The sequence below is a fragment of the Dickeya dadantii NCPPB 898 genome (assembly GCF_000406145.1).
Classification (GTDB): Bacteria; Pseudomonadota; Gammaproteobacteria; order Enterobacterales; family Enterobacteriaceae; genus Dickeya; species Dickeya dadantii.
On the sequence record NZ_CM001976.1, the window covers coordinates 2,152,753 to 2,173,442 of the forward strand.

A 20,690-nucleotide genomic window follows, 5' to 3' on the forward strand; every position below is an offset into this window, starting at 1 on the left:
AAGGATGTGGCGGGGATGTGAAACAACCCCATCGAGCAGGAAGCCAGATGGACGTTAAATTTAAAAACCCAAAGATTATCAACATGACTGAATCTTTTGCTCAACTCTTTGAAGAATCCCTGAAAGAAATTGAAACCCGCCCGGGTTCCATCGTTCGTGGCGTTGTGGTTGCTATTGACAAGGACGTTGTCCTGGTTGATGCCGGCCTGAAATCTGAATCTGCCATTCCGGTAGAGCAGTTCAAAAACGCGCAGGGTGAAATTGAAATCCAGGTTGGTGATGAAGTAGACGTAGCTCTGGATGCGGTAGAAGACGGCTTCGGCGAAACTCTGCTGTCCCGTGAAAAAGCTAAACGTCACGAAGCATGGCTGATGCTGGAAAAAGCTTACGAAGAATCCGCCACTGTTACCGGTGTTATCAACGGTAAAGTGAAAGGCGGTTTCACCGTTGAGCTGAACGGTATCCGTGCATTCCTGCCGGGTTCTCTGGTTGATGTCCGTCCGGTACGTGACACCCTGCATCTGGAAGGCAAAGAGCTTGAGTTCAAAGTGATCAAGCTGGACCAGAAACGCAACAACGTTGTTGTTTCCCGTCGTGCCGTTATCGAGTCTGAAAACAGCGCCGAGCGCGATCAGCTGCTGGAAAACCTGCAGGAAGGCATGGAAGTCAAAGGTATCGTCAAGAACCTCACTGACTACGGTGCATTCGTCGATCTGGGCGGCGTTGACGGCCTGCTGCACATCACCGACATGGCCTGGAAACGCGTTAAGCATCCGAGCGAAATCGTCAATGTGGGCGACGAAATCACTGTTAAAGTGCTGAAGTTCGACCGCGAGCGTACCCGTGTATCCCTGGGCCTGAAACAGCTGGGCGAAGATCCGTGGGTTGCTATCGCTAAACGCTATCCGGAAGGCACCAAGCTGACTGGTCGCGTAACCAACCTGACTGATTACGGCTGCTTCGTAGAAATCGAAGAAGGCGTTGAAGGTCTGGTACACGTATCTGAAATGGACTGGACCAACAAGAACATCCATCCGTCCAAAGTGGTTAACGTGGGCGACGTGGTGGAAGTTATGGTTCTGGACATCGACGAAGAACGTCGTCGTATCTCCCTGGGCCTGAAACAGTGCAAAGCCAATCCGTGGCAGCAGTTCGCTGAAACCCACAACAAGGGTGACCGCGTAGAAGGCAAGATCAAGTCCATCACTGACTTCGGTATCTTCATCGGTCTGGATGGCGGCATCGATGGTCTGGTGCACCTGTCTGACATCTCCTGGAACGTAGCTGGCGAAGAAGCCGTTCGCGAATATAAGAAAGGCGACGAAATCGCTGCTGTGGTTCTGCAGGTTGATGCCGAGCGTGAGCGTATCTCCCTGGGCGTGAAACAGCTGGCTGAAGACCCGTTCAACAACTACCTGTCTGTTAACAAGAAAGGTGCAATTGTTACAGGTAAAGTCACCGCGGTTGACGCCAAAGGTGCTACAGTTGAATTAGCTGACGGTGTTGAAGGTTACCTGCGCGCTTCTGAAGCTTCCCGTGACCGCATCGAAGACGCAACGCTGGTTATGAGCGTGGGTGATGAGATCGAAGCCAAATACACTGGCGTTGATCGCAAAAACCGCGTTGTCAGCCTGTCCATCCGTGCCAAGGATGAAGCTGACGAGAAAGATGCTATCGCTTCTGTTAACAACAAACAGGAAGAAGGCAATTTCTCTAACGCCATGGCGGAAGCTTTCAAAGCTGCAAAAGGCGAGTAATGATGGTGGGTTGGGCGGCGGCGATGCTTGCCGCTCGGCCTCAAACGGTAGTAAGTTAACGTGGCATTAACTAACCACATGCTTGGAGGAATCATGACCAAGTCTGAACTTATCGAAAGACTTGCTGGACAGCAATCTCATATCCCGGCCAAGGTGGTTGAGGATGCGGTAAAAGAGATGTTGGAACAGATGGCCACAACGTTGGCCAGCGGTGATCGCATCGAAATCCGCGGGTTTGGCAGTTTTTCACTCCACTACCGTGCACCGCGTGTGGGCCGTAATCCGAAAACTGGTGAGAAAGTGGAACTGGAAGGTAAATACGTTCCTCATTTTAAACCAGGTAAAGAATTACGCGATCGCGCCAACATTTATGGCTGATTAACCAGCTGTAACGCCTTTTTCATAGATAGCACCCTGCCGGGTGCTATTTTTTGTCACAACAATGTGTTATCGATCATTTCCCCACGGCTTCTTGCCTGACGTACTTTTCATTGATGCGCTTTTTCTGTCCGGCCCACATGTTTCCCCTATACGGCGATACATAAAAAAGAATAATTTAATCATTAAGCCTGATCTAGGCGTGGTATGTGCACAGTCGGGTGACTATATAAAAAATCATTAAATATCAATAATAAATTTCTATAAAAGTTATGAGCTGATTTCCCAACTTGAATAATTCTGCATTGTAGACCAGCTTTATATTGGTTTTTCTGAATAATTCATCGTTGAAAGGAAATTTTATGACGCACGCATGCAATCATTCTGACAGTATTACCTGTTCCTGCTGTAGCCCGTTATGGAAGTCTTTCATTCCGAATGTCACCATTAATATCTCCAATGATATCAAAAAAATAAATACAGAAACGCTCATCTTCCGTGTCGCAACGGATGCTAATGGCCCCTCGGGGGGAACCATTTTGACGCTGGAGAATGGTCAGAACGCGTCAGTCGAGGCGATGGGTATTCAGGACGGTTCGATTGTTGCTACCGGATCATATGATTATGTCAAAACGCAGATGCCGCCCGGTACGCAGGAACGCATACTGTCTGGCAGCCAGACCCTCATTCCCGGCTTGATTGAACCCCACGTGCACATCATTCCTACTGCGGTTCTGGATCTGGCAACGAACGTTAGCCCATTTATCGGTCAAAATTTGCGTTCTCAGGTGGCGCAGACGCCGGAAGAGCAATACACCAGGCAATGGGTGACGTCACAGTTGAAGGGTGTCATGGAAAGCGGCCCGTATATGGGGGGATGGGTTATTGGTCATAACGTCGATCCTTCCCTTTTCCTTGGCGACGAAAAGGCATTCGATGCCACTATTCTTGATCAAGAAATAGGGACGGATAAGCCGGTTTTTATCATGAATGCGTCGATGCATCTTGCCTATATTAACAACCATGCGATTACGATCGTGCAGCAATACTATGAAGACAAAGGCCAACCGATCACTATCAGCCCAGATGGTATTCTAGCTGAAATAGCAGGCATTACTCCCGTTATCGCGGTTATTGCCAGTAGTCAGAACCCGTTGACCTTTCCCTTCCAGTTAAATCAATCCATTGACAATATATTCACGCAGGCCAGTCAGCGAGGCGTGACCTATTTATTTGATGCGGGAATTGAACCCTGGGATGGAAAGTCTCTGCTCAACCAGCCGTTATTGCTGAAGCTAAAAGCACGCGCCAGCCGTTGCCCCATCAGAATTGGCGGCGCACTGGTCGTGACCAGTCCCGATGATTTCAAAAATAAAATCAATAATCGATACCTCCCCAATACCGGCGATAATCGCTTTAACCTGCCATGTATCAAGGTGGTTTCCGATGGGTCGAATCAGGGATTGACCGGATATCAACTGCAACCTTATTGCTGCGATAATAATTATGAAAAAACGGCATCGGAGCAGAATATCGGCGTATTCAATTTTGATTACCCGACGACATTTAATTCTCTGGTGAGTGAAGCGGTTCAATATCATTGGCCGTTGATGATCCATGCCAATGGCGGACAGGCTATTGACCGTACCCTGTTGGCCTTCAAGCAGGCGGGGGTAACGCAGAGCACGTATAACGAGCGGCGAGACCGCATGGAACATGCCTCTCTGCTTTCCAACCAAAATCTTGATGAGATGAAAGCGCTGGGTATTTCTCCCAGCTTTCTAATCGGCCATGTCGGGTATTGGGGATGGGTATTCCAGCAAACTATTCTTGGCGAATCGCGCACCGAGTTGCTTGACCGGTGCCAGTCCGCGTTAAAACAAGGCATGAGAATTACCCTGCATAGCGACAACAGCGTGACCCCGCTGGGGCCTTTGCGCATGATGGAGCAGGCGATTTCCCGTGTGATGGAGGGCGCGCCGGCTAATTGTGACTCGCCCGTGCTGAATGAGCAGGAATCCATTTCCCGGTTCGACGCGCTAAAAGCCATGACCTATGACGCAGCCTGGCAATGTCATGCTGAGCAATGGATTGGGTCGCTGACTGCCGGGAAATGCGCTGATTTTGTCATTCTGGCCGACTCCCCGATCACTTATCAGAGCACCGATAAAAATAACCCTGTGGCGGGAATGCGTGATATTCCGGTACTGGAAACCTGGAAAGGCGGCTGGCAGGCGTATCTACAATCAGTGCAATAACCCCAGACCTTTGCTGTACATTCAGCTACAGGTCATTCCTGTAGCTGAATACGTAATCATTGATGCCGTTTACGCTCCGAGGATAAATACCGCAACGTTTCTTCGGCAGTAAACCGACGACACACTGGTTCGGGACTATTTCGCCAGAAACACGTAGGCGAGAATGGGCTCTATTTTTTGAGGAGAGCGCAGCCAGGTGTTGAAAACGTTACCTAGGCCCTTTTGCTTATATTCGGCATCGCAACTGCCCGATGTTCCTTTTCCCCCGAGCCCAAAGGTGCCGCCGCCTTCCGCTTTGATTTGGCAGTGATGCTTACTGTTGAATTCACTGTAAAGCCAGCCTGGTTCTATCGTACTGAATTGAATCATGACACCGGGTTTTTCGATGGTCAGATATTTAGCTGCGTAAGTATATTCCGGTGTAATGCCGCAAAAGCTGTCCTGTTGCACGCAGGGTAGGGTTGTATATTTATTGGCGTCGAAAGTTTTGTATTCGGCAAATTGCATACCTCGATACCAGTACATCGCTTTGGCCGCATTCTCATCGGTAGCGCGAACTTTGGGATTAACAAGGATAAGCTTGTTCGGCGTTTCAGTTTGAAGCTGTAGGCCGCCATTCTGGTACATGCTCAGTACCCGCGTATTATCCAGTCCGTTCTTTTTTATCAGGCTTTCCACTTTTGCGTCCGCCGCTGATGCACCCTGGCTAATCAGGGACACCAGCACAGCACCTAACATCGTGAGTTTGTAGCCTCGTATTTTTTGTCGCATATCGTTTTCCTTGCTGGGTGAAATGGCCGTATTTTGCGATGCATTTCCGTCTCACAAGAGTGGGCCAGGTTGACTGCGGTAGCGAAATTCTTCTGCGTCCGCAGTTGCTGTAAGCGAATGAAAGTTTAATCAACGCGACACACGCAGACGCGGTTAAACCGGCCGAATATTTTGCCAGGGATGGGAAAGAATGGGGAAAGGGGGAAACGCTTCACCGGCGGGAGATTGCTGGTGAAGCGGATGACGCATTAGCGGTTATGACGCTCTTTCAGACGCTGAATGATCGTACCCAGATCCAGCTCCTGATCCTGCAGCAGTACCAGCAGGTGATAGACTAGATCGGACGCTTCATTGGTCAATTCTTCGCGGTCGTGCACGGTGGCAGCCAGCGCGGTTTCCAGACCCTCTTCGCCGACCTTCTGGGCGATGCGCTTGGTGCCACTGGCGTACAGCTTGGCGGTGTAGGAGCTTGCCGGGTCGGCGTGCTTACGCTCTGCCAGAAGTTGCTCCAACTGGTACAAAAACTGCCACTGCGTTTGTGCCGGGTGGAAACAGCTGTTGTTGCCGAGATGGCAGGTCGGGCCAATCGGGTTGACCAGAATCAGCAGCGTGTCGTTGTCGCAATCCGGCGTAATCGATACCACGTTGAGAAAGTGGCCGGAGGATTCGCCTTTGGTCCATAGCCGCTGTTTGGTGCGCGAATAGAACGTGACCTTACCGGTTTCTTCCGTAGCCTGTAACGCGTCCTGATTCATGTAGCCCAGCATCAGCACTTCGCCGGAAACCGCATGTTGTACGATGGCGGGCATCATGCCATCGGTTTTTTGCCAGTCGAGCTGGTTTCGTTGTTGTTCGGTTAACACAGCCGGATCTCCACGCCTTGTTGCTTAAGGAACTGTTTAAGTTCGCCAATGTTGATGATTTGCTTGTGGAATACCGACGCGGCCAGCGCGCCGTCCACCCCGGCGTCCTGAAACGCCTCAAGGAAGTGCTGCATGGTGCCGGCGCCGCCGGAAGCGATCAACGGAACCTGGCAGACGTCGCGCACCTGCCTGAGTTGCGTCAGATCATAACCATTGCGCACGCCGTCCTGATTCATCATGTTCAGTACGATTTCACCGGCGCCGCGTTTCTGCACCTCTTGCACCCAGTCGAGCGTTTCCCACTGCGTAACGCGGGTGCGTTTTTCATCGCCGGTATACTGATTAACATGATAGCGGCCGGTTTCGGCGTCATGCCAGGTATCGATACCGACCACGATGCACTGTACGCCGTAACGATCCGCCAGACGCGAGATAAGGTCCGGGTCCGCCAGCGCCGGTGAGTTGATGGAGATTTTATCCGCGCCGAAAGACAGGATCTGCCCGGCGTCTTCCACACTTTTGATACCGCCGGCGACGCAGAACGGAATGTCGATCACTTCCGCTACGCGGGATACCCAGCTTTTATCCACCACGCGGCCGTCGGATGACGCGGTGATATCGTAGAACACCAGCTCATCGGCGCCTTCCTGCGCATAACGCTGCGCCAGCGGTACGATATCACCGATGATTTCGTGATTACGGAACTGCACGCCTTTCACTACCTGGCCGTCGCGTACGTCCAGACAAGGGATTATCCGTTTTGCCAGCATGAAATCGCCTCCGTCACGTTGAATTTACCTTCCAGCAAGGCCCGGCCGACAATCACACCCTGAACGCCGCTGCCGCGCAGGGCGGCGATATCCGCCAGCGAACCAATGCCGCCGGACGCCTGAAACGCCACCTGCGGATAGCGGGCGCTGATTTCACGGTACAGATCGACGTTGGATCCCTGTAATGTGCCATCGCGGGAGATATCGGTACACAGCACGTGTTTCAGACCGAAGGGCAGATAGCGCTCCACCGTGTCTTCTAGTGTGATGCCGGAGTTTTCCTGCCAGCCGCTGATGGCGATATTTTTTACGCCGTCGGCGTCAATGCGCACATCCAGCGCCAGCACCAGCGCGTCCGCGCCATAACGGGTGAACCATTGCTGGACGAGTTCCGGTTGTTTTACCGCGGTGGAGCCAATCACCACCCGACTGGCGCCGGCCGCCAACAGCGCCTCAACATCCTGCTCGGTGCGGATGCCGCCGCCGACCTGTACCGGCACGGAGACGCCGGCCAGCAGTGTTTTGAGCAGCGGAATCTGACGCGCCGACGGATCTTTGGCGCCGGTCAGGTCCACCAGATGCAGCACCGGCGCGCCTTGCTGCTGATAGTCTTGCAGACGGGGCAGCGGATCGCTGCCGTACTGGCGCTGCTGACCATAATCGCCCTGATGCAAACGGACCACCTGTCCATCAATCAGGTCTAATGCGGGAATAATCATGTCCGTTTACATCTCCAGAAAATTCTTCAGTAGCTGGGCGCCTGCCGCGCCGGAGCGTTCCGGATGGAACTGGACGCCATAGAAGTTATCCTTCTGCACCGCGGCGGTAAAGGCGTCGCCATAGTGGCACTGGGCGATGGTATTGGCGCAGACCGGCATGGCGTAGCTGTGCACGAAGTAAAAGTATGACCCATCCGGAATATCGCGAAACAGACGGTGACCGGCCTGCGGCGTCACCTGGTTCCAGCCCATGTGCGGCAACGGCAAGCCGCGGTCGGCCATTTGCATCACCGGCGTGTCGATGATGCCCAGCGTATCCACGCCGCCATTTTCATCGCTGCGGCTGCCCAATAATTGCATGCCAAGGCAGATGCCCAGCACCGGTTGGGTACAGGCTTTAACCAGATCGATCAACTGGCGCTCGTCCAGTTGATCCATTGCTGCCTGCGCGGTGCCGACGCCCGGCAGAAACAGTTTATCGGCGTGCAACACCACCTCTGGTTCGCGGCTGACCAGCGGGTCATACCCCAGCCGTTTAACCGCGTACATCACCGAAGAGAGGTTGGCGCAACCGGTGTCCAGAATCACCACGTTCATCACAGCACTCCTTTGGAGCTGGGCAGAGTATCGCCCTCCACCCGGATGGCCTGACGCAGCGCGCGGCCAAACACCTTAAACAGGCTTTCGACGCGATGATGGTCGTTGCGGCCCTTGGTTTTCAGGTGCAGGGTGCAGCCCATGGCGTAGGAGAGGGAACGGAAGAAGTGTTCCACCATTTCGGTGCTGAGATCGCCGACGCGCTGATAGCTGAACTCCGCTTTGTATTCCAGATGCGGGCGGCCGGAAATATCGAGCGCGCAGCGCGCCAGACATTCATCCATCGGCAGTACAAAGCCGAAACGGCCGATACCGCGTTTGTCGCCCAGCGCGTTGTTCAGTGCCTCGCCCAGCGCCAGCCCGGTATCTTCCACCGTGTGGTGATCGTCGATGTACAGATCGCCTTTGACATCGATATTCATGCGGAAACCGCCGTGGGTGGCAATCTGATCCAGCATGTGGTCGAAGAAGCCGACGCCGGTGTGGATCTTGCTGCCGCCTTCGCGGTCCAGCCAGACGTTAACATCAATCGCGGTTTCACGGGTGACGCGGTTGACGTGGGCGTGACGGTCGCGTTTGGTCAACTGGGCGGTAATCGCCCGCCAGTTAAGACCATCACGCTGATAGCGCAGGCCGGTGATGCCCATGTTCTGCGCCAGTTGGACGTCGGTCTCGCGGTCGCCAATCACGTAGCTGTTGGCGCTGTCCATCACGTTGTCTTGCAGGAACGCATCTACCAGCGCGGTTTTCGGTTTGCGGCAGTCGCAGTTGTCGCCGGGGAAGTGCGGGCAAATCAACACGCGCTCGAAACGCACGCCCTGCGAGGTGAAAATCTGCATCATCAGGTTGTGCGGCGGATCGAAATCCGCCTGCGGGAAACTGCTGGTGCCCAGGCCGTCCTGATTAGTGATCATCACCAGTTTGAAACCGGCCTTTTGCAGGGAAAGCAGCGACGGAATGACATCCGGCTCCAGCGCCAGCTTGTCCAGCCGGTCGACCTGAAAGTCCTCGGGCGGTTCGGCAATCAGCGTGCCGTCACGGTCGATGAAAAGATACTTTAATCCCACGGTGATTCCTCAAATTATGCCGTTTTGCCGGACAACGCCTGCAATGCGCTGATGACGCGCTCGCACTCGTAGCGGTTGCCGATGGTAATACGCAGACAACCCGCCAGACCCGGCTGCTTGTTCTGGTCGCGTAAAATAATGCCCTGATCCCACAAGGTTTTGAAGACGGTTGGCGAGTCGGCGAAGCGCACCAGCAGATAATTGCTTTCGCTGGCGTATACCGTTTCTACGTTCGACAGCGCTTTCAACGACTCACTCAGCCAGCGGCGATTTTCCCGCACCTCGTCCACATTGCGGCGCATGTCCGCCAGTTCCTCAGCGCTCAGCGCCTGCGCGGCGATATCCGCTACCGGCAACGCCAGCGGGTAGGGAGCGATCACTTTGAGCAGCAGTTGAATCACCTCGGCGCTGGCAAGGGTGAAACCGCAACGCAGGCCAGCCAGCGCGAAGGCTTTGGACAGCGTGCGCAACACCACCTGATGCGGGTATTCCGCCAGCCAGCCGACCGTGGTCGCCTGCGGGCAAAACTCAATATAGGCTTCGTCTATGGCGACGATGGCCCGGCCGCGCGCCAGTTCCAGCAGACGGCGCAGATCCTCCGGGTTGATCAGGTTGCCGGTCGGGTTGTTGGGCGAACAGACATAAATCACCTTGACGTTGTCCAGCGCGCCTTCGATCGCGGCCAAATCCAACTGCCAGTCGGCGGTTGACGGCACTACGCGGCGTTCCACGCCGAAGGTTTCGGCGCTGACGGCGTACATGCCGTAGGTCGGCGGGCAGAACAGAATGGCGTCTTTACCCGGTTCGCAGAACGCGCGGATCAGCAGCTCGATGCCTTCGTCCGCGCCGCGACTCGCCAGCACCTGCTCCGGTTTCACCCCGGCATAGGCGGCATAGCGCTCAATCACCTGTACAGGCTGGCATTCCGGGTAGCGGTTTAGCGTTTGCAGGGTCAGTTGGTACTGCGGCGCCTGCGGGTACTCGTTGGCGTTCAGCCAGACGTCACCGTTGCCGCCCAGACGGCGCGCGGATTGATACGGGGTCAGGCGGCGGACGTTGTCGCGAACCAGATTATCAATACTCATGCTTGCTCCTTGAGGGCGTTGACGCGCAGGGTGACGGCGTTTTTGTGGGCGGTCAGTTGTTCGGCCTGCGCCATGATTTCAATAGTTGACGCCAGCCCCAGCAAACCTTGCGGCGACAGCTGCTGTACCGTCATGCGTTTCTGGAAATCCGCCAGCCCCAGACTGGAGTAGGTGGCGGTGTAACCGTAGGTCGGCAGCACATGGTTGGTGCCGGATGCGTAATCGCCGGCGGATTCCGGTGACCAGTCACCCAAAAATACCGAGCCGGCGCTGGTGATACGCTCGACCAGGGCTTCGGCATCGCGGGTCTGGATAATCAGGTGCTCCGGGCCGTATTGATTGCTGATGTCGATGCACTGGTCCAGATCGCGCGCCACGATCACCCGGCTGCTGGCCAGCGCCTGACGGGCGATGTCCGCGCGAGACAATGTGGTCAACTGACGTTCTACCGCCTCTATTACCGCCTGCGCCATGGCGGCATCCGGCGTCAGCAGGATAACCTGCGAATCCGGACCGTGCTCTGCCTGCGACAGCAGGTCGGAGGCGACAAAATCCGGCGTGGCGCCGCTGTCGGCGATCACCAGCACTTCGGACGGACCGGCCGGCATATCGATGGCCGCGCCGTCTAGCAACTGGTTAACCTGACGCTTGGCTTCGGTCACATAGGCGTTGCCGGGGCCGAAAATCTTATCCACCTTTGGCACGCTGTCGGTGCCGAACGCCATTGCGGCAATCGCCTGTGCGCCGCCCAGTTGGAACACTTCCTGCACGCCGCACAGTTTTGCCGCATACAGGATCTCGTCGGCGATCGGCGGCGGCGAGCACAGAATCACGCGCCGGCACCCGGCGATGCGCGCCGGGGTCGCCAGCATCAGCACGGTGGAAAGCAGCGGGGCGGAGCCGCCAGGAATATACAACCCTACGCTGGCGATCGGCCGGGTTACCTGTTGGCAACGCACTCCCGGCTGAGTTTCTACGCTGATCGATGGGAGCTTCTGCGCGTTATGAAAGGTTTCGATGTTGCGCACGGCGGTCGCCATCGCCTGTTTGATGTCGTCGCCCAGTCGTGCGGCGGCGGCGTCAATTGCCTCGGCGGATACGCGCAGGCTATCGACCTGCACCTTGTCAAAGCGGGCGCTGTAATCGCGTAGCGCGGCATCGCCGTCATCCCGCACCTTTGCCAGAATCTCGCTGACAATCGCGCTGATGCGATCGGACGCGGAGATAGCCGGGCGGGTGAGCAACTGACGCTGCTCTGCTTCGGTGCAGGCCTGCCAGTCAATCAGGGTGTTGAAGCGGTTGCTCATGGCATTACTCCATCATCTTCTCAATCGGCAACACCAGAATAGAGCTGGCACCCAGCACTTTCAGCTTTTCCATGGTTTCCCAGAACAGGGTTTCGCTGCTGACCATGTGCATGGCGACGCGGTTCTGAGCGCCAGCCAGCGGCAGAATAGTGGGGCGTTCGGCGCCTGGCAACAGCGCAATGATTTCATCCAGACGCTCGCTGGGCGCGTGCAGCATGATGTACTTGGATTCGCGCGCCTGAATCACGCCCTGCATACGGGTCAACAGTTTGTCGATCAGCTGTTGTTTCTCGGCCGGCATCTCGCCGTCGCGCTGAATCAGGCTGGCTTTGGAGCGGTAAATCACTTCGACTTCGCGCAGGCCGTTGGCTTCCAGCGTCGCGCCGGTGGAAACCAGATCGCAGATGGCGTCGGCCAGACCGGCGCGCGGGGCCACTTCCACCGAGCCATTGAGCAGACAGGATTTGAAATTGACGCCTTGCTTATCGAGATACTGCTTGAGCAGGTGCGGGTAGGAGGTGGCGATACGTTTGTTTTGCAGACATTGCGGGCCGGTGTACTCCTCGTCAAGCGGCATCGCCAGCGACAGGCGGCATCCGCCGAAATCCAGACGGCGCAGCGTGAAATAGCGCGGGTCTTCGCCTTGTGCGCGGCGGTTGAGCAACTCTTCTTCCAGCACGTTTTCGCCGATGATACCCAAATCCACCACGCCATCCATCACCAGGCCCGGAATATCGTCATCGCGTACGCGCAGAATGTCGATAGGCATGTTTTCAGCAAACGCGATCAGGCGCTGCTGCTGCAGATTGATTTTGATGCCGCAGCGGGCCAGCAGTTCCCGGGAGTCGTCGCTCAGGCGGCCTGATTTCTGCATCGCGATACGTAAACGTGTTTTATCCAGCATGTGAACCTCAATTTATCCTGTCTGTGATGCCTGTTAAGCAGGCTTTTTTAAAAAATTCCGGCCAAAAAAAAGCCCCCGGAATCAATCTTCCGGGGGCTTTTCTTACGCGCCTACCGCCACTGGAAGATCTGAACGTCTTCCAGCACCTATCGCCTGAAAGACTAGTCAGGGTGATGGTGATGATGGTGGTTGAAGTTAACGCGTAACATTAATTCGTCTCTTTGTCGTCAAAGTAGAGTGATGTTGTCTGTTGGTTAACCTAAACCATGTTGATGTGATAGCGCAACATTTTTTTACCCACCGTGTACAAATCATGTTGTATACAAATCACATTGCCGCCAGATGGGCGATAAGGGTACATAATGAAAAACGCGGAATATTCATCCGGGGAACAGAAATGCCGGGAGGTCGGGAGAACGACGATGAAAAAGGTAGCGATAATCGGACTTGGCTGGCTGGGTATGCCGCTGGCGCTGGCGTTGCAGAGCCGAGGGTATCAGGTGGTGGGCAGCAAGAGCACCGAGGACGGCGTGACGGCGGCGCGGTTGTCCGGCGTGGAGTGCTATCGGTTGTGCCTGACGCCGGAGCTGGAGTGCGAGCCGGACGAACTGGACATACTGCTGAAGGTGGACGCGCTGATTGTCACCCTACCACCGGGGCGTCTGGAGCGGGCTGGCGGCGCTTATCTGCAGGCGGTGCAGCAGGTGGTCAACAGCGCGCTGGCGCTGGGGGTGCCGCGCATTCTGTACACCAGTTCCATCTCAGTCTACGGACCGCTTAGCGGCCGGGTGAAAGAAAACAGTCCGTTACAGCCGGAAACCGGTACGGGCAAGGTCTTGCTGGCGCTGGAGCAGTGGCTGCATGCGCTGCCTCATACCGAGGTGGATATTTTGCGGCTGGCCGGGCTGGTGGGGAACAATCGCCATCCGGGGCGTTTTCTGGCTGGGCGGCGCGATCTGCCGGATGGCAGTCACGGCGTGAATCTGGTTCATCTGGAGGACGTGATCGGCGCTATTACGCTGTTGCTGCAGCGTCCGCACGGCGGGCATCTCTACAACCTGTGCGCGCCGGCGCATCCGGCTAAACAGGATTTCTATCCGGCGCAGGCGCGCCTGATGGGGCTGGAGCCACCACGGTTTTTGCCGGGCGACCCGGCGCAGGCTAGATTAATTGATGGGCAGCGGATCTGCAGCGAACTGGGGTTTGAGTACCAGCACCCGGACCCCATGACGATGGTGTTTTAAGCCGGGATGGCGGTTGTTCTCTTATTAACATCCGCCATTTCTACTGTTCGAGGTGTAGGTAAAAAAAGCGGCCCGCCAGGAGCGGACCGCTTGTCAGGATAACGTCGGAACGATCACGTCGGTTAGATCATGAGCGGTCCAGTGCGATCAAAATGAAGCCCAGTCGTCCTGCTGACCTTTGGCGGCTGGTTTAGCTAATGCCTTACTCTTACCGGCGGCGGGCAGGGCTTGCAGCGGGCGGCGCGGGTTATTGAGTGGAGCAGGGCGCGCTGACGGCGCGGAGGATTCGGACAGCCGGAAGGTTGCGACCAGTTTTTCCAGCAGCATCGCCTGTTCTTCCAGCGTATTGGCGGCAGAGGATGACTGCGAAACCAGCGCGGCGTTTTGCTGTGTGGTGCTGTCCAGCTCGGTAATGGCGCGGGAGATCTGTTCGATACCGCGGCTTTGCTCTTCTGAGGCGGAAGAAATTTCGCCCATAATGTCGTTAACGCGGGATACCGAGTTGACGATGCTCTCCATGGTTTGTCCCGCTTCCGCCACCAGCGTACTGCCGGCGTTGGTTCTTTCCACTGATTCGGCGATCAGCGCGGCGATATCCTTGGCGGCCTGGGAACTACGCTGGGAGAGGTTGCGCACCTCGCCGGCCACCACGGCAAAACCGCGTCCTTGTTCGCCGGCACGGGCGGCTTCCACCGCAGCGTTCAACGCCAGAATATTGGTCTGGAAGGCGATGCTATTGATGACGGCGGTGATATCAGCGATTTTCCGTGAGCTGGCGGCGATATCATCCATGGTTTTCACCACGTTCTGCACCACTTCGCCGCCCTTGTGCGCATTTTGTGACGCATCGGAGGCAATCTGGCTGGCATGACGGGCGTTTTCGGTGTTGTTTTTCACCGTTGAGGTCAGTTCTTCCATGCTGGCGGCGGTTTGCACCACGGCGGCGGATTGCTGTTCAGTCCGGGACGCGAGATCGCTGTTGCCGGCGGCAATGTCGGCGGCGGAATGAGTGACATGGCCCACGCTGTCGCGGACATCGGAAATCATCTGACGCAGACGATCATTCATGGCCGCCATGGCGGCGGTCAACTTGCCCAGCTCATCGTGGCGATCTACTTCAATGGTGGCGGTCAGGTCGCCGCTGGCGATACGTTCCGCCAGCATCAGGTTATGCATCACCGGGCGGGTAATTTGGCGAATGATATAGACGGCGATCAGGATACCGATGACTACGGCGATCAACCCGATCAGCAGCGTAATGTTGGCTGAGCCGTACGCCAGCGCATCGTTCTGGTTTTTCACCGTTGTGATCAGGGACTTGATCACCGCGCTGCTTTTATCCCCGCCGATCTTCACGGCATTTTCCGCTTTTTTCAAATCGCTCCAGGCGCGGGAGTAGTCCTGATTCTGTGAGGCGTATTGCGCGGTGTATTTCCAGAGCGCTTCCGCCAGTTTTTGCGTGTCGCCGGAAAGCGTCGGCAGCAGGGCTTGATACGCTTTCTGCACCTCGGCATAGCGGCTGTTAAACGCCTTGGCGGCATCGTCAGTGCCGGTAAGCTGCAATTCATACGAGAGGTTTTTCAGCGACGCGGTGGCGTAAGCCAATTCATCCACGCGTTGATACAAGGCGCTGTCCAACTGTTGGTTTTGCAGGCCGTCGCGAAAACTTTTAACGGCATCCTGCGCATTCAGCGTGGCTATCTGCTTTCTCAGCGCGACGACCTGTTGCGTGGCGGTTGACATATCCGCGACCGATTTCTGGAAATCCACCATGACCTTGTCCAGATCATTGATGTAACCGAGCTCGTCGCTGTGCCAGGAAAGCGTGTGGGCGCTTTGAGTCAGCTCGGCGGCGTGTTTGACGAAACCGGTCAGAACGGCTTGGGTGCTGTCGTCCGGGGTATAGAAATATTTCAGGCGGTTGATTTTGGCCTGGAAAACTTCAATGTTGATGTTGTAAATCAGATTGGTTTTGTCGTAGATGTCGCGAATGTCACGAAAGCGTATGGCGCTTAGCGAGGACGCCATCACCACCAGCAATAACACTACGCCGAATCCCAGGTAGAGTTTGTGAGAAATTTTGGTATTTTTTATCGTGCTGCTGAAGCCCATTGCCTTACTCCTTGAAATAAATTACCTGAGTGTTGTTATTGGTCTGGTGCCGTGAACATCGGTGGTGCATTAGCCTGCGTTTTGCGACGTCCGGCCAGTATGTTATCGGTGTCTGCAGTAGAGAGATTTAGTCGTACTTACGCTGTTTGATGGTTTTTTGTGACGTGAGGCCGTTTATCTGGAGAAATGTCTGGGCAGATTAGGTTTGTTGACTGAATTTGGCGCTCCCAACCGGAAATATGTCAGACGGCTGGCTGGGGAACGCCATACCGGCGAAAGGCGGCCAGATATGGCGTACAGACGCGAGTGTCCGAACGTGCGGGTCAGTCCAGGTGTTTTTTACGGTAGAGGCGCCGGGGGTGACCGATCTTGCCGTAGCGCATTTCTACATCCAGAAAATGGTTTTCAAGCCCGAATTCCAGATAACGCCGGGCCGTGGTTTTGCTTAATCCGGTTTTCTCCACGACGTCATCTACGGAAAACAGGGCTTCCGGCTCGTCCTGAAAGATCTGCTTGATCAGACTGAGGGTGTTTTCTTCGATGCCCTTGCTGCCCGGCCCGTTAGGCACGGTAGACGCTTGCAACTGGTAAAGTACGTCCACGTTCTGTTGATCGACGACTTTGTAGGTATGCTGGGTTTTGACGAACTGGATAAAGCGCTCCAGCGATGAACGCAGCCGCGGGTAGGATACTGGTTTGATGATGTAATCAAAGGCGCCGCACCGGATGGCTTGCGCACAGGTATTCATGTCGCTGGCGGCGGTGATGAAAATCACCGAACAGTTGATGCTGCGCATCAGGTCGCTTTCGATAAGCTGAACGCCTTCGCCGTCCGGCAGGTAGTTATCCAGCAGCATCAACCGGGGCTTGTACTGCTGCAACATGCGTTTAGCTTCGTTCAGGGTTGATGCGGTGCCCACCACCCGCAGCGCGAAATTTTTTTCGATAAATTCCGCGTGGATATTCGCCAGCTTCCTTTCATCTTCAACGATCAGCACGTCGAAGTTTTCAATGGCTCGTTCAGTCGGCATGGTGCTCGCAATCGGCATGGTACGCGTATTCCCTGTTTTTGGTTATATGGTGGTTTTCGGAATGAAAATAGAAAAAATAGCGCCGTGAGGCGAATTGTCAGAAACCTCGATCACACCCTGTGCCTGGCTGACATAGCTGGAAACCAGATGCAGACCCAGCCCGTGATCGCCTTCCTGCTTGCTGGTAACGCCCATTTCAAATACCCGATCCGCAATGGCGGGGTCAATCCCTGTACCTTGATCGGCCACTTCAATGACCAGTTCCTGCTCACCATCGTGGATATACACTTCGACAGGATGATAAGTCGGGGTACTGGCCAGCGTAGCTTCTACTGCATTATCGATTAAATTCCCAATAATTGACATCAACTCTGTTTCGCTAAGAGAAGCGGGGATGCCGTTAAGCTGGCAGCGCGGATCAAAACGCAGCTCAATGCCTTTTTCACGGGCGCTGGCGTACTTGCCCAGCAGCAGGCCGCAAAGCGCCGGAGAACAAAAGCGGCTGGAGATGAAATCCAGCACCACCTGCGCCCCTTCGGACTGCGCCTCAATGTAACGCACGGCTTCGTCATAACGGCGCAAGTGCAACAGCCCGGCCAGCGTGGCGGTCCAGTTCAGCTGTTCGTGCCGCAGAATGCGCAGGCTGTTGGCGTAGCGTTTCACCTGGCTGAGTTGCATGCTCAGGGTGTGGAGATCGTTCTTGTCGCGAAAGCTGATCACCCAACCCTGCAGCTCGTCCTCCAGCATGATGCGTACGCGGCTGGCGATAACCGTAATCTGATTGAAGCGGCAGATTTCATCATGGGTATCGTTGATCCAGATATCTTTATTGGAGAAGAACGGCACCGGCGCAATCACGTCATCGATCGATTTACCGCGTAACTGATACGAAGGCATCGGCAGGCCCAGCAAATCTTTTGCCGCATGGTTGATCACCGCGATATTGCGTTGTTTGTCGATGGCGATCACGCCTTCATAAATGGACTCCAGCAGCGCCTTTTGTTGCCTGACCAGCAGCCGGATTTCCAGCGGCTCCAGCCCGAACATCTGCTTTTTCAGGTTACGGGAGAACCACCAGGAAAAGAAGAACAGCGCGACCAACATGGCAATGATTCCCAGGCTGACATGCGCGACTTTGCTGAACGTCAGGTTGTCGATACGCTTTTTCAGATACCCCACCGATACAATGCCGATAACCTGATCGCCCTCCATGATCGGCGCTTTGCTGCGCAGCGAAATACCGATGGCGCCGCGCCGCAGCGTGATGGTGCTTTGGCCTTCCAGTACCTCTTTGTTATCGCCGCCGATCATTTCGGTGCCGAGCAGCGAAGGTTCTTCCGAATGATAAAGGTGGGTGGCGTTGCGATCGCCGATGACGATAAAACTGGCGTCGCTGCGCGCTTTAATTTGATCTACCAGGTCGTCGATGGTGACTGTGTCGCCGTGTTTCACCGCCTCAATCAGCGAGGGAATAATGGCGATTTCACGCGCCTGAATCTGCGCCCGGCTGCCCAGTTCGTCATAGAGTTGCTGGTCTACCGCCCGGTAATAGTAAAGCCCCGCGGTGATCAGCAGCAGAGAAAAAAAGATCATCAGGTAGATGAACAGCTTGAGATGGAACGATAGCCTGACAGTCATAATGTGCTAATCACCGCTAAACCACGGAAACGAAGATGGCTAATTTATCATGAAAGGCGTACAAGAAAGGGTATAAAAAATAGTCTTGTGAAGCGCTCCGCGTAAATTGTGAAAATAGTATTCTTATTTCTGCATTCTTAAATAAAGCGTAAATTAAGCGTCACGGGTAGAGGACAATTTAATTACTTTTTTTCAACATATAATCTCATCGCTGGAATAGGGGCCATTAATCCCATAGAAACCATAAAAACCACGAAAATAACCCTCATGAGTCACTCTTTTATTTAATTGATTTTTAATCATAAATTAATAAAAACCATAAAAACCATAAGTGCCATTAAAACTCATTTTTTAATTTGAGGATTATCACATAATAATTGCTGTCGGCCTCTTACTATGCCCGGGAAAATAACAAGGGGAGAAGGTTATGAGTACCACTGATGATTCCTATATCGTTGTGAAAGAGGAGACCTCTGGGAAGGTTTCATTAAAAGAAAAATGGTGGCACATTCTTGATAATTACAAGATTGGCGTTATTCCGCTGCCGCTGTTTGTTCTGGCCGGGGTATTGATTACGCTGGAGTGTCTGGAAGGTAAACTGCCGAGTGATATCGTGGTGATGGTCGCCACGCTGGCGTTCTTCGGTTTTGCCTGCGGCGAGTTCGGCAAACGTCTGCCGCTTATCGGCAAAATGGGGGCGGCGGCCATCTGCGCCACCTTTATCCCTTCCGCACTGGTGTATTACGGCCTGCTGCCGCAGGTGGTAGTGGACTCTACTACTAAGTTCTACAAATCCACCAACATTCTGTATCTGTATATCTGCTGCATTATCGTCGGCAGCATCATGAGCATGAACCGGCAGACGCTGATTCAGGGCTTCCTGCGTATTTTCTTCCCCATGTTGTGCGGTGAAGTGGTCGGCATGCTTGTTGGCATGGGCGTTGGGATGGCGTTGGGCCTGGAACCGTTCCAGATCTTCTTCTTCCTGGTACTGCCGATCATGGCGGGCGGCGTGGGCGAAGGGGCGATTCCGCTCTCGATTGGCTATGCCGCTCTACTGCATATGGAACAAGGCGTCGCGCTGGGCCGTATCCTGCCGATCGTTATGCTGGGCAGCCTGACCGCCATCATTATCGCCGGCGTACTGAATCAGTTGGGTAAACGCTATCCGCACCTGACCGGTGAAGGTGAGTTGATGCCGAACAAGACGAACGGTACCGAACAGGCGCCGGCTTCGCTGACCAGTACCCTGAGCGGCAAGATGGACCCGGCCAATCTGGCGGCGGGCGCGCTGCTGGCCATCCTGCTCTACATGGTAGGGATGTTGGGCTTCAAATGGATCGGTCTGCCGGCTCCGGTAGGCATGCTGTTCGCCGCCGTTATCGTAAAACTGATCAATGGTGCCTCTCCGCGTCTGCTGGAAGGTTCCCAGGTGGTTTACAAATTCTTCCAGACCTCGGTGACCTACCCGATTCTGTTCGCCGTGGGTGTGGCTATCACGCCGTGGCAAGAGCTGGTGCACGCGTTCACCATTACCAATCTGCTGGTGATTGTCTCTACCGTGACCGCGCTGGTGGCCACCGGTTTCTTCGTTGGTAAGAAAATCGGCATGCATCCGATTGATGTTGCGATCGTGTCCTGCTGCCAGAGCGGGCAGGGCGGTACCGGCGACGTGGCTATTCTCACTGCCGGCAACCGTATGGTGCTGATGCCGTTCGCTCAGATTGCCACCCGTATCGGTGGGGCAATCAACGTCTCCGTGGCCTTGCTGGTTCTTGGCAAGTTCCTGGTGTGACGGTTGTATGACAAAAACAAATAACGCCGCGATAGCAAGCGGCCTTATTTAAACGGGAAAGATTATGAAACTTGCAAGTTACCGCCATCACGGCAAAAACAGCTACGGGATCCACACGCCGGCGGGCCTGATTGATTTGGGAAGCCGCCTCGGCGACCGTTATCCGGACCTGAAAGCCTTGCTGGCGGGCGATGCGCTCCAGGACGCCGCGGCGTTCCAGAGCCAGGCGCCGGACGTCGCCGTGGCCGACGTGACCTTCCTGCCGGTGATTGTGTCGCCGTCCAAAATCCTGTGCGTCGGCATGAACTACGCCGACAAACGTAAAGAGTTCAACGAGCAGAACCCGGCGCCGACCCTGTTTGTGCGGTTCGCCGACTCGCAGACCGGCCACGGC

At 55.0% G+C, this 20,690-nt stretch carries 18 protein-coding genes, 1 pseudogene and 1 other annotated feature; of the genes and pseudogenes, 6 read left to right on the forward strand and 13 right to left on the reverse strand.

The window, feature by feature from the left end:
- The first annotated feature begins 47 nt into the window (after positions 1 to 47).
- The 3 genes from rpsA to DDA898_RS09955 all read left to right on the forward strand — a co-directional run bounded on the left by rpsA (position 48) and on the right by DDA898_RS09955 (position 4,393).
- Positions 48 to 1,757 carry a 30S ribosomal protein S1 gene (gene rpsA / locus DDA898_RS09945; protein ID WP_071604526.1) on the forward strand — a complete coding sequence of 570 codons (1,710 nt, stop codon included), beginning with the start codon at positions 48 to 50 and terminating at the stop codon, positions 1,755 to 1,757.
- Positions 1,758 to 1,850: 93 nt separating this feature from the next.
- Positions 1,851 to 2,135 (forward strand): integration host factor subunit beta, encoded by a 285-nt coding sequence (gene ihfB / locus DDA898_RS09950; RefSeq protein ID WP_012884945.1) that lies wholly within the window; start codon positions 1,851 to 1,853, stop codon positions 2,133 to 2,135.
- A gap of 362 nt (positions 2,136 to 2,497) precedes the next feature.
- Positions 2,498 to 4,393 carry an amidohydrolase gene (locus DDA898_RS09955; protein WP_038911116.1) on the forward strand — a complete coding sequence of 632 codons (1,896 nt, stop codon included), beginning with the start codon at positions 2,498 to 2,500 and terminating at the stop codon, positions 4,391 to 4,393.
- A 135-nt stretch (positions 4,394 to 4,528) separates the two neighbouring features.
- Here DDA898_RS09955 and DDA898_RS09960 read toward each other — a convergent pair whose 3' ends face one another.
- From DDA898_RS09960 to hisL, 10 genes are all read right to left on the reverse strand, one after another.
- Positions 4,529 to 5,164, reverse strand: coding sequence for a hypothetical protein (locus DDA898_RS09960; RefSeq protein WP_201765892.1), 636 nt, complete (start codon positions 5,162 to 5,164; stop codon positions 4,529 to 4,531).
- Between the two features lie 248 nt (positions 5,165 to 5,412).
- On the reverse strand, positions 5,413 to 6,027 hold the full coding sequence (gene hisIE / locus DDA898_RS09965) for a bifunctional phosphoribosyl-AMP cyclohydrolase/phosphoribosyl-ATP diphosphatase HisIE (protein ID WP_038911117.1): 615 nt from the start codon (positions 6,025 to 6,027) through the stop codon (positions 5,413 to 5,415).
- Positions 6,021 to 6,797 (reverse strand): imidazole glycerol phosphate synthase subunit HisF, encoded by a 777-nt coding sequence (gene hisF / locus DDA898_RS09970; protein ID WP_013317725.1) that lies wholly within the window; start codon positions 6,795 to 6,797, stop codon positions 6,021 to 6,023. The genes hisIE and hisF overlap by 7 nt, the downstream gene beginning before the upstream one ends.
- On the reverse strand, positions 6,779 to 7,516 hold the full coding sequence (hisA, locus tag DDA898_RS09975; RefSeq protein ID WP_038911118.1) for a 1-(5-phosphoribosyl)-5-[(5-phosphoribosylamino)methylideneamino]imidazole-4-carboxamide isomerase: 738 nt from the start codon (positions 7,514 to 7,516) through the stop codon (positions 6,779 to 6,781). The genes hisF and hisA overlap by 19 nt, the downstream gene beginning before the upstream one ends.
- 6 nt (positions 7,517 to 7,522) lie before the next feature.
- Positions 7,523 to 8,113, reverse strand: coding sequence for an imidazole glycerol phosphate synthase subunit HisH (hisH, locus tag DDA898_RS09980; protein ID WP_013317727.1), 591 nt, complete (start codon positions 8,111 to 8,113; stop codon positions 7,523 to 7,525).
- The gene (gene hisB, locus DDA898_RS09985) at positions 8,113 to 9,180 is read right to left on the reverse strand and encodes a bifunctional histidinol-phosphatase/imidazoleglycerol-phosphate dehydratase HisB (RefSeq protein ID WP_038911119.1); all 1,068 of its coding nucleotides are present in this window, start codon (positions 9,178 to 9,180) and stop codon (positions 8,113 to 8,115) included. Before hisB ends, hisH begins: the two co-directional genes overlap by 1 nt.
- 14 nt (positions 9,181 to 9,194) lie before the next feature.
- Positions 9,195 to 10,265: a histidinol-phosphate transaminase gene (gene hisC / locus DDA898_RS09990; RefSeq protein ID WP_038911120.1), complete on the reverse strand. Its 1,071-nt coding sequence runs from the start codon at positions 10,263 to 10,265 to the stop codon at positions 9,195 to 9,197.
- Positions 10,262 to 11,572 carry a histidinol dehydrogenase gene (hisD, locus tag DDA898_RS09995; RefSeq protein WP_038911121.1) on the reverse strand — a complete coding sequence of 437 codons (1,311 nt, stop codon included), beginning with the start codon at positions 11,570 to 11,572 and terminating at the stop codon, positions 10,262 to 10,264. The genes hisC and hisD overlap by 4 nt, the downstream gene beginning before the upstream one ends.
- 4 nt (positions 11,573 to 11,576) lie before the next feature.
- Positions 11,577 to 12,476, reverse strand: coding sequence for an ATP phosphoribosyltransferase (hisG, locus tag DDA898_RS10000; RefSeq protein WP_013317731.1), 900 nt, complete (start codon positions 12,474 to 12,476; stop codon positions 11,577 to 11,579).
- A gap of 63 nt (positions 12,477 to 12,539) precedes the next feature.
- Positions 12,540 to 12,662: a sequence feature (His leader region), on the reverse strand.
- Complete coding sequence (gene hisL / locus DDA898_RS23170) at positions 12,638 to 12,685, reverse strand: his operon leader peptide (protein ID WP_107768459.1); 48 nt, start codon at positions 12,683 to 12,685, stop codon at positions 12,638 to 12,640. Its footprint overlaps the feature before it by 25 nt.
- A 213-nt stretch (positions 12,686 to 12,898) precedes the next feature.
- Between hisL and DDA898_RS10010 the strand changes: the two genes are divergently transcribed.
- Positions 12,899 to 13,720 carry an SDR family oxidoreductase gene (locus DDA898_RS10010; protein ID WP_013317732.1) on the forward strand — a complete coding sequence of 274 codons (822 nt, stop codon included), beginning with the start codon at positions 12,899 to 12,901 and terminating at the stop codon, positions 13,718 to 13,720.
- Between the two features lie 147 nt (positions 13,721 to 13,867).
- Here the strand turns inward: DDA898_RS10010 and DDA898_RS10015 are convergent, their stop codons facing one another.
- From DDA898_RS10015 to DDA898_RS10025, 3 genes are all read right to left on the reverse strand, one after another.
- A complete protein-coding gene (locus tag DDA898_RS10015) occupies positions 13,868 to 15,832 on the reverse strand; it encodes a methyl-accepting chemotaxis protein (RefSeq protein ID WP_013317733.1) in 1,965 nt (654 codons plus the stop codon).
- A 323-nt stretch (positions 15,833 to 16,155) separates the two neighbouring features.
- The gene (locus DDA898_RS10020; protein ID WP_013317734.1) at positions 16,156 to 16,881 is read right to left on the reverse strand and encodes a response regulator; all 726 of its coding nucleotides are present in this window, start codon (positions 16,879 to 16,881) and stop codon (positions 16,156 to 16,158) included.
- A 24-nt stretch (positions 16,882 to 16,905) separates the two neighbouring features.
- Positions 16,906 to 18,501: an ATP-binding protein gene (locus DDA898_RS10025; protein WP_038901086.1), complete on the reverse strand. Its 1,596-nt coding sequence runs from the start codon at positions 18,499 to 18,501 to the stop codon at positions 16,906 to 16,908.
- Between the two features lie 427 nt (positions 18,502 to 18,928).
- Here DDA898_RS10025 and DDA898_RS10030 point away from each other — a divergent pair, with 427 nt between their 5' ends.
- On the forward strand, positions 18,929 to 20,296 hold the full coding sequence (locus DDA898_RS10030) for a 2-hydroxycarboxylate transporter family protein (RefSeq protein ID WP_013317736.1): 1,368 nt from the start codon (positions 18,929 to 18,931) through the stop codon (positions 20,294 to 20,296).
- Between the two features lie 64 nt (positions 20,297 to 20,360).
- Positions 20,361 to 20,690: pseudogene (locus DDA898_RS10035) on the forward strand (fumarylacetoacetate hydrolase family protein); the annotation flags it as partial.